Raw genomic sequence first — 6,722 nt, 5'->3', positions numbered from 1 at the left:
ACAGTCAGAATCGGGCTTTGTCCCTTCTCCTCCCTTCAAGTCCTAGCATACAAGCTGGCTTGCCTGCGATAGCATCGCCCCGGTCTGGCTGAACGACCGCGGTGCCTGCCTCGCGGGCAAGCCCGGCTCCCACACAAACCCGGCTCCCACATTCGTTTTGTGTGAGGGCAAAAAATCGCGCTCGCACAATTCTGAACAATTGTTCTGAATTGCACTTCCCCCTACTTCGCTAAGAGATAGTTCCTACAGGAAAGCTAGGTCGGGTCCCGAGACGCCGACACCCTGATGCGTTTCGCTCAGGATCACCTATCGTTAAGGCTTTCCGTGTGTAAGGAAGCTCACGATATGCTGCGAAACCACCCCTACAGTGCCTCCGGCCGGTTGCGTCTGCTTATCGGGGCCGCCCTGTGCAGCCAGTTGCTGGTTCCAGGCCTTGCGTTTGCCGACCCAGCCTACGACGCCCTGATCATCCAGGCCCGCAACGGCCACTTCACGCCGGCGCTGACCCAACTGCGCCAACTCTCCGCCGAACGCCAGACCCCAGGCCAGGTCAACGACCACCTGGTGATCGCCGGCTGGGCCGGGCAAGACGCAGAAGTGCTTAAGGTGTACGAGGCGCAAGGCAAGCATCGCAACCTCACCACCCAGGCACTCGCCACGGTGGCGCGCACTTATCGCAATCAAAAGCAGTGGGCTCAAGCCGAAGCGGTCTATCGCCAGGCGTTGCTGCGTGAACCCCATAACGTCGACCTGCAACTGGGCCAGGCCCTCACCCAGGCCGATGGCGGCAAAGCCAACGAGGCGGTGCAACGCCTGCGCACGCTGGTGGCGGCCCAACCCAATGACCCCAACCGCCGCATGGCCCTGGGGTATGCGCTGACACGTGCCGGTTTGAACTACGACGCGCTATTCGAATTCGACCAAGCCTTTATCCGCGCCGGTGACAAGCCCGAAGTGGCCCGTGAATACATCGTTGCCCTGCAAAAGGCTCGGCTGCCGGAGCCAGCACTGCGCCTCTCGGCCAAGCGCCCGGGGTTGGTGGACGCCGTCACCCAGCGCCGCCTCGAAGGCGACCTTGCCGCCGAGCGTGTGCGCATGGCCGAGTTCGCCACGCGTACAGAAAAAGAACGCTACGTCATCGCAGACCGTGCCCTGCAGGACTACGACAAACTGATCAGCCGCTGGGCTCCCGACGCCACAGCCAAGGACGATGTCATCCGCTGGCGCATCGACCGCCTGGGTGCGCTCAAGGCGCGAGCACGGCATGCCGAGGTGATCCGCGATTACCAGACCCTCACCAGCGAAGGCGTGCAACTGCCCACCTACGCCTTGCGTTGGGTCGCCGGCTCTTACCTGGAACAGCGCCAGCCGGAAAAGGCCGAGCCGTTGTACCGCCAGGTACTCACCGCCCCTGACACAGACGCCAGCTATCGGGTCGATGACAGCACGGCGCTGTTCTACGCCTTGTTGGAAAGCGACAAGGTCGAAGAGGCCCGCCAGGTCGCCAACAACCTGGCCAAGGAGCAAAACCCCCGCGTTGAGCTCAAGGGCTTGCCCATTGGCAACCCCAATGACAACTGGATGGACGCCCAACAATTATCCGCCCAGGCCGGTACCTATGGCGGTGACCTGCCCGGTAGCGAGGCCAGCCTGGAAGCCCTGGTGGCCAAGGCACCGGGCAACGTGGGTCTGCGCCTGGCCCAGGCCGACATGTACCGCGCCCGCGACTGGCCGCGCCGCGCCGAAGGCACGCTCAAGGAAACCGAAACCCAGGCCCCCCGCGACATCGGCCTGGAAGTCTCCCAAGCCTATACCGCCATGGACTTGCAAGAATGGCGGCAGATGGACGCGCTCACCGACGACGTGCTCGCCCGCAACCCGGACAACCGTCAGGTGCAGCGCCTGAGCCGCCTGCGCGATGTGCACGACATGGCCGAGCTGCGTGTCGAAGCCTACACCGGCAAAAGCTACGGTGGCGGCAATAACAACGACGCCGGTGCCGTCTCCGGCAGCCGAGACTGGGGCATTGAAAGCGTGATCTACACGCCGCCCATCGACGAAGACTGGCGCCTGTTCGCTGGTGCCGGCTATGCCACCGCCGACTTCCAGGAAGGCACTGGCCAACATCGCTGGCAGCGCGTGGGCGTGGAGCGTCGCACCCGTGACATGACCATCGAAGCCGAAGTGTCCAACCATTCCTATGGCGACGGTTCCAAGCAAGGCGCCAGCGTGTCGATTGCCCGCGACATCAACGACCACTGGCAATACGGCGGCAGCCTCGGCTATTTGCTCAGCACCACGCCGTTGCGGGCCCTGAATGACGGCGTCACAGCCAACGGCGGCAGCGGTTTTATCCGCTGGCGCGCCAACGAAAGCCGCGAGTGGAAACTGACCCTCAGCCCGTCCCATTTCAGCGACGGCAACGATCGCTTCGAAGCCTTGCTCACCGGCCGCGAAGGCCTATACAGCTCGCCCCATGTGCAAGTGGACCTGGGCCTGGAAGTGGGCGCCAGCCGCAACAGCAAGGAAGACACCGTGTACTTCAACCCGAAGTCGGACTTCACGGTGTTGCCCATGATCAACGTCAATCACGTGCTCTATCACCGCTACGAAACCCAGTGGAGTCAGCAGTTCCAAATCGGCGCGGGTACCTACAGCCAGCGTGACTACTCCACCGGCGGTATCGGCCTGATTGGCTACGGCCAACGTTATCGCTGGAACGACGTACTGGAAATGGGCGCCAACCTCAGCCTGATCAGCCGACCTTATGACGGTGATCGCGAACGCGATCTGCGCCTGCTCGTCGACCTCACTTACCGTTTCTAAAAGAGCCTGACCATGACCGTCCTCAGCCGTTGCTTGTTGGTCCTGGGTGTAATGCTGGCCGCCGCCTGCGCCCAACAACCCGCGCCCTACACTCCACCCGCCGAACGGCCGATAGCGCCCAACGAAGCGCCGTGGCCGAAGAACCACTTCCTGGGCATTGCCTATCACGACGTAGAGGATCGCGACCCCGATCAAGCCGTGGTGGCGGTGCGCACCGAGCGTTTGATCGAGCAGCTGGCGTGGCTGCGGGAGAATGGCTACCAGGCGGTCAGCGTCGATCAGATCCTGGCGGCCCGGCGCGGCGGCCCGGCATTGCCACCCAAGGCGGTGATGCTCAGCTTCGATGACGGTTATTCCAGCTTCTACACCCGCGTGATGCCGATTCTGCGTGCCTACCACTGGCCTGCATTGCTGGCACCGGTGGGGTCCTGGATCGACACGCCGTTGAACCAACCGGTGGATTTTGCCGGTACGCCACGACCACGGGGAGAGTTCCTGACGTGGCAGCAGATTCGTGAAGTGTCCCAGTCTGGCCTGGTGGAAATCGCCGCTCACACCGACGCCAATCACAAGGGCATCCTGGCCAACCCCCAGGGCAACCTGGAACCGGCCGCCACCACGCGAAGTTTTGATCCCAAGACCAACGGCTACGAAAGCGAAGCGCAGTTCCAGGCGCGTATGCGGGCTGACGTCGCCGCGATTTCGAACAAAATCCGTACCGTCACCGGCAAGGCACCGCGTGTGTGGGTGTGGCCGTATGGGGCGGCCGATGGCACCTCGTTGGCGGTAGTCGGCGAGCACGGCTACGAGATGGCGCTGACCCTGGAAGACGGGCTCGACGACCTCGGTAACCTGATGAACAGCCCACGCTTTCTGGTGGCCTCCGACCCGGACGGCGAGCATTTTGCCAACAGCATGGTGGCCGTGCAGACCAAAGCGCCGATGCGCGTGCTGCACGTAGACCTGGACAACGTGTACGACCCCGACCCGGCCCAACAGGCGCGCAACCTCGACGTGCTGGTTCAGCGCGTGGTGGACATGGGCGCCGGCACCGTCTTCCTGCAAGCCTTTGCCGACCCCAAGGGCGACGGCCTGGTGCATTCGCTGTACTTCCCCAACCGCCATCTGCCGATGCGTGCTGACCTGTTCAACCGGGTTGCCTGGCAATTGCACACCCGCGCCCATGCCAGTGTGTACGCGTGGATGCCGGTGCTGAGTTTTGCCCTCGACCCCAAGCTGCCGCGTGTCACCCGCTGGGACCCGAAAACCGGCCAGGTCGGCCCCGACCCGGATCAATACAAACGCCTGTCGCCATTTGATCCCAAGGTGCGGCAGGTCATCGGTGAGATCTACCAAGACCTGGCGCGTGTAGGGCCGATTGACGGCATCCTCTACCACGATGATGCGGTGTTCAACGACTTCGAAGACGCCAGCCCGGCCGCGCTCAAGGCCTACGCCGCCCAAGGCTTGCCGAGCAGCATCGCCGCCCTGCGGGCCGACCCGGCCGTGATGCAGCGCTGGACCCGTTTCAAAAGCCGCTACCTGATCGACTTCACCCATGAGCTCACCGCCAAGGTTCGCGCCATCCGTGGGCCGCAGGTACTCACCGCGCGCAATATCTTCGCCGAGCCGATGCTCAACCCCGGCAGCGAAACCTGGTTCGCGCAGAACCTCGATGACTTCCTCCAGGCCTACGACTGGACCGCGCCGATGGCCATGCCGTTGATGGAAGGCCAGGAAGTGAAAACCTCCAACGCCTGGCTGGAAAAACTCATCGCCACGGTCAAGACGCGCCCCGGCGCGATGCAAAAAACCATCTTCGAATTGCAAGCCAAAGACTGGCGCACCCAAGCCGCACCGGATATCAGCGCTGAGCAATTGGCAGAGTGGATGGGTGTACTCAAACGCCAGGGCGTCACCAGTTTCGGCTACTACCCGGACAACTTCCTGGAAAACTCCCCGGACTTGAAGACCATCCGTCCGGCCCTCTCCAACCAATGGAACCCTTGATCATGGTTGACAGAATCCTGGCTCTATTCGTGTTGGCACTGGTACTGGGCTTGCCCCTGGGCCTGATCTTTCTGGTGACCGGGCAGTTCCTGATGGACTTCGTGTTCTTCTACCCGCTGTTCATGTCGGCGCTGTGGATCGCCGGTGGCCTGTATTTCTGGCTGCACTGGGAACGCCACTGGCCGTGGGAAGAAGACACGCCGGCGCCGACCCTGGCCGGCGAGCCGCTGATCTCGATCATCATCCCTTGCTACAACGAGGGCGATAACGTCGCCGACACCATTGATGCGGCCCTCGGCCAGGTGTACCCGAACATCGAAGTGATCGCGGTCAACGATGGCTCCAGCGACAACACCGCCGCAGTACTCGATGCCCTTGCGTTGCAACACCCGCGCCTGCGCGTGCTGCACCTGGCGCAGAACCAGGGCAAAGCCGTGGCCCTGCGCATGGGCGCCGTGGCCGCCCGCAGCGAATACCTGGTGTGCATCGACGGCGATGCCTTGCTCGACAAAAACGCGGCCGCCTACATGGTCGCGCCGATGCTCGACAACCCGCGCCTGGGCGCCGTCACCGGCAACCCGCGCATTCGTACCCGCTCGACCCTGATCGGCCGAGTGCAGGTCGGCGAGTTCTCCTCGATCATCGGTTTGATCAAGCGTACCCAGCGGGTATTCGGCCGGATCTTCACGGTCTCTGGTGTGGTGGTGGCGTTCCGCAAGAAAGCCCTGGACCGCATCGACTACTGGAGCACCGACATGATCACCGAGGACATCGATGTCAGTTGGAAGCTGCAACTCGATCACTGGGCGATCTTCTACGAGCCGCGCGCGCTGTGCTGGATCCTCATGCCCGAAACCGTCGGCGGCCTGTGGAAACAACGCCTGCGCTGGGCCCAGGGCGGCGCCGAAGTGCTGTTCAAGAACATCCGTGGCATCTGGCAATGGCGCCACCGCTACCTGTGGCCGCTGTTGTTCGAATACTGCCTGTCCACCGGCTGGGCCTTCACCTTCCTGCTGTCGGTGATCTTCTGGGCCGTGGGTAAATTCGTCACGCTGCCGGCGGCGATCACCGTGAGCTCGTTGGTGCCGCCCGCGTTCACCGGGCTGGTGCTGGCGATGGTGTGCCTGCTGCAGTTTGCGGTGAGCATCCTGATCGACCGGCGCTACGAAAAAGACCTGTGGAAAACCCTGTTCTGGACCGTGTGGTACCCGATGGTGTTCTGGCTGGTCAGCCTGCTCACCACGCTGGTCAGCTTTCCCAAGGTGTTGTTCAACCAGCATCAGAAACGCGCACGCTGGGTCAGCCCGGACCGCGGTATCAAACCTGCACAAGAGGAGGCGTGATCATGAAACTGGTCAGAACTCGCCAAAACACACTGATGTGGATCGTCGATGTGCTGCTGACCCTGCTGGCCTGGGGTGGGTTGATCTGGTTGCTGGCGCGAGGCATCAGCGCCATGCTTGAAACCCATGGCGGCCCGCGCATCGAGGCGCCTATCTTTGCGGCGCTCAACACCTTGCAGGTTTACCTGTGGATCGCGCTGTTCAATGCGGTGATCCTGATCAGTTGGGCACGTTATCAGCAGCATCGCGGGCGCAAATTCGCCCAGCGCCGCGCCGAGGCCAATGCGCTGAGCGACCAGCACCTGAGTGAAAGTTTCAACTTGGGCGATGGCGACCTCGAACAACTGCGCCGCCCCGGCGTGCTGGTGATCCACAACGACGAAGAAGGCGGCGTCGAAGAAGTGAAATCCCATGTCTCCCGCGACGTCGAACGCCCCGGCCTGACCCTGGTACCCGACAAAGACAAGGGCATTGGCTAGACCTAAGCGAACGCAATGCCCAAAGCAATGAAGACCCGATGTGGGAGCTGGCTTGCCTGCGAAA

General features: G+C 62.8%; 4 protein-coding genes. All 4 read left to right on the top strand.

Going from position 1 to position 6,722, the window contains the following annotated elements:
* Nucleotides 1–345 precede the first annotated feature (345 nt).
* Genes pgaA through pgaD form a run of 4 tightly spaced genes read left to right on the top strand, consistent with a single transcriptional unit; the run spans nt 346 to nt 6,658 of the window.
* On the top strand, nt 346–2,826 hold the full coding sequence (gene pgaA / locus AC4PS6_RS18015) for a poly-beta-1,6 N-acetyl-D-glucosamine export porin PgaA (RefSeq protein WP_492180892.1): 2,481 nt from the start codon (nt 346–348) through the stop codon (nt 2,824–2,826).
* Between the two features lie 12 nt (nt 2,827–2,838).
* Nucleotides 2,839–4,836, top strand: a complete 1,998-nt coding sequence (gene pgaB, locus AC4PS6_RS18010; protein ID WP_032902120.1) for a poly-beta-1,6-N-acetyl-D-glucosamine N-deacetylase PgaB — start codon at nt 2,839–2,841, stop codon at nt 4,834–4,836.
* Between the two features lie 2 nt (nt 4,837–4,838).
* Nucleotides 4,839–6,179: a poly-beta-1,6-N-acetyl-D-glucosamine synthase gene (gene pgaC, locus AC4PS6_RS18005; protein ID WP_014716391.1), complete on the top strand. Its 1,341-nt coding sequence runs from the start codon at nt 4,839–4,841 to the stop codon at nt 6,177–6,179.
* A 2-nt stretch (nt 6,180–6,181) separates the two neighbouring features.
* Nucleotides 6,182–6,658: a poly-beta-1,6-N-acetyl-D-glucosamine biosynthesis protein PgaD gene (pgaD, locus tag AC4PS6_RS18000; protein ID WP_003187480.1), complete on the top strand. Its 477-nt coding sequence runs from the start codon at nt 6,182–6,184 to the stop codon at nt 6,656–6,658.
* Nucleotides 6,659–6,722: the final 64 nt, after the last annotated feature.

This window comes from Pseudomonas sp. DW-iso17, assembly GCF_058725345.1.
The sequence above is the reverse complement of the archived record's forward strand: the minus strand, read 5'-3'. Positions and strand labels throughout refer to the sequence as shown.

What these genes read in the sequence shown, in the direction of transcription:
- pgaA (WP_492180892.1), top strand. Translation starts at nt 346, where the DNA reads ATGCTGCGAAACCACCCCTACAGTGCCTCCGGCCGGTTGCGTCTGCTT.
- pgaD (WP_003187480.1), top strand. Translation starts at nt 6,182, where the DNA reads ATGAAACTGGTCAGAACTCGCCAAAACACACTGATGTGGATCGTCGAT.
- pgaC (WP_014716391.1), top strand. Translation starts at nt 4,839, where the DNA reads ATGGTTGACAGAATCCTGGCTCTATTCGTGTTGGCACTGGTACTGGGC.
- pgaB (WP_032902120.1), top strand. Translation starts at nt 2,839, where the DNA reads ATGACCGTCCTCAGCCGTTGCTTGTTGGTCCTGGGTGTAATGCTGGCC.